The sequence below is a fragment of the Pelagerythrobacter marinus genome (genome assembly GCF_009827515.1).
In the GTDB taxonomy this organism is placed as follows: Bacteria; Pseudomonadota; Alphaproteobacteria; order Sphingomonadales; family Sphingomonadaceae; genus Pelagerythrobacter; species Pelagerythrobacter marinus.
This window is the reverse complement of record NZ_WTYO01000016.1, coordinates 1-2,413: the sequence shown is the minus strand read 5'-3', so window position 1 is coordinate 2,413 and position 2,413 is coordinate 1. Positions and strand designations below refer to the sequence as shown.

3 protein-coding genes and 1 pseudogene are annotated in these 2,413 nt (G+C 59.0%); 1 reads left to right on the top strand and 3 read right to left on the bottom strand.

The window, feature by feature from the left end; all coding sequences use genetic code 11:
* From GRI72_RS14490 to GRI72_RS14480, 3 genes are all read right to left on the bottom strand, one after another.
* A partial coding sequence (locus tag GRI72_RS14490) for a hypothetical protein (protein ID WP_160734595.1) occupies positions 1 to 223 on the bottom strand: 223 nt, incomplete at its 3' end.
* A 240-nt stretch (positions 224 to 463) separates the two neighbouring features.
* Positions 464 to 1,006: a recombinase family protein gene (locus tag GRI72_RS14485; protein ID WP_160733641.1), complete on the bottom strand. Its 543-nt coding sequence runs from the start codon at positions 1,004 to 1,006 to the stop codon at positions 464 to 466.
* 149 nt (positions 1,007 to 1,155) lie between these two features.
* Entirely contained in the window at positions 1,156 to 1,452 is a 297-nt protein-coding gene (locus tag GRI72_RS14480; RefSeq protein ID WP_160734605.1) for a hypothetical protein, read from the bottom strand.
* 151 nt (positions 1,453 to 1,603) lie between these two features.
* Here GRI72_RS14480 and GRI72_RS14475 point away from each other — a divergent pair.
* Positions 1,604 to 2,413 (top strand): annotated as a pseudogene (locus tag GRI72_RS14475) (IS3-like element ISEli1 family transposase); the annotation flags it as partial.

Genomic DNA, 2,413 nt, shown 5'->3' with positions numbered 1-2,413 from the left:
TGGCGCACCCGACAGGAGCGGACAAGGCAGCATCACCGTTCCACAAAGCCTCGGCCAACGCTTGCCGCGCTTCGCGTGAGCGTGCTGGCAGGCTGGCGATGACGGCTGCGACCCAACGTTGGTCATCGTCATTGTGACCATCGGTGACATCGGCAGAAGCGGTTTCGGCCATGGTAGTGATGACGATGGTATCGGCGTGGTCGGCAACGGTCGGTTCGGTCATCCACCGAGCGTGCCACAGTTCGTCTTTCCGTCAACGATATCGGGTCGCTGCGCGCGGATGACGGGCGACCGTGCAGATTAATAATGCGCGCGCCATGGGCGAGAGCTTATTGTCGATTCGAAAGCCCACGCCGACGCGAGCGTGGTCACGTTCCAGAGAGTTCGTGGATTGACATTGTAAGGTTTCACCCGTGGGGCGATGATGGTGCTGGGATGGCTGTAGAGCCATTCTGAGGGGGCTTCAGGCTGCCAGTGCTCGATAGACGCTGGCTCGACCGATGTTCATCTCACGGGCGATTGCAGAGGCTCCCATGCCTTGTTGGTGGAGGGTCTTTACCTCGTCGGGGTCGATGGTCGCTGGACGGCCTTTATAGCGCCCTTCGGCTTTGGCCTTCGCGATGCCTTCCATCTGTCGTTCGCGACGGATGTCGTTCTCGAACTGGGCAACCGCACCGAGGATGCTCAACATCAGCTTGCCCGTCGAGGTGTCGGTATCGACGCCACTTTGGTTGATGCAGCGGAACTCGACACCCTTGCTGGTCAGCGTTTCGATGATGCGGTGCAGGTCACCAACCGACCTTGCCAACCTGTCGAGCCTCGTGACGATGAGCGTGTCGCCTTCCCGAACGAAGTCGAGTGCATTCGCGAGTTCAATGCGGTCCTTGGCAGAACGACCCGACATCTTCTCGGCGAAGACCTTTTCGCATCCAGCTTGGGACAAAGCTTCGTTCTGGATGTCGAGCGACTGTCCCGACGAACTCACCCGTGCGTATCCGACCAGCATCCGCGTCTCCTGTCTCGTATGGCTCTAGGCCACGACATCGCAGATGTTTCGAATCTGTCAGCAAATCATTTGGGACGCCGAAACTGTCTCACACCAATGTCCCGCTCGAGCTTACCTCAATGAGATGGGTGCGCCCAATCTCGCGACGCCTATGCGGGATGACTCTTTCGTAGCGCCTCCCAGAAGTCTTCCGTATCGAACTCAACCTGAGGGTCGATAACTTCGCCCAAAATTAGGAAGCGGTAGACGTCGCGCAGCCCATTATGGAGCCAATAGAATTCGTCTTGTCCAAGTGGGGCTGACCCAAAAACACCAAAGCGATTCTTGGGGTGCATGGTGACTATGCGGTCCTCATAAAACTCCTCAAAATACTTTAGCCCACTCCTTTCTTCCGCAAACGCATCGTGAATGAAATTTTGTGCGTCCACTGAAGTTGGATTGGCCATCCCACTTATCCGAAGTCGGTCTAGAATTATGGAATGTGAGGCATCTAGCGACACCCAAAGTGCGTAGTGCGCCTCTTCTTGAAAGTGACGTGACCCCCTGATTTTCCTCCAAGTTGGATTAGAGTCCGGCCCTGACAGAAGGACGGACGAGATGAAGAGAACGAGGTTTTCAGAAGAGCAGATCATCGGCGTGCTCAAGGAGGCGGAGGCGGGAGCGAAGACCGCCGACCTGGCCCGGCGACACGGGGTTTCGGAAGCGACGATCTACAACTGGAAGTCGAAGTATGGCGGGCTGGAGGTATCCGATGCCCGGCGGCTCAAGGAGCTGGAGAGCGAGAACGCCAAGCTCAAGCGGTTGCTGGCCGATGCGATGTTGGACAAGGCTGCGCTGAAGGATCTTCTGGCAAAAAAGTTCTGACGCCCGCCGCGCAGCGGGAAGCTGTCGCTCATCTTCAGGCATGCCACGGGATGAGCGAGCGGCGGGCGTGCCGTGTCATCGATGCCGATCGCAAGAGCGTGCGTTACCGTTCCACCCGGGACGATGATGCCGGTCTGCGAGAGAAGCTGCGGGAGCTGGCCAACCAGCGTCGCCGGTTCGGCTATCGCCGTCTGCATATCCTGCTGCGTCGGGAGGGGATCATGATCAACCGGAAGAAGACCCAGAGGCTCTACAAGGAGGAAGGCTTGGCGGTGAGGCGTCGACGCAGCCGCAGGCGCGCAGTCGGCACGAGGGCACCTGCTCCGGTGCTCGCCTTACCGAACCAGCGCTGGAGCCTCGACTTCGTTCACGATCAGATGGCGTCTGGCAGGCGGTTCCGCGTGCTCAACGTCGTCGATGACGTGACGAGGGAGTGTCTCGCAGCGGTGCCGGATACCTCGATCTCTGGTCGCCGTGTCGTTCGCGAGCTGACCGAGCTGATCGCCCAGCGTGGCAAGCCCGGCATGATCGTCAGCGACAACG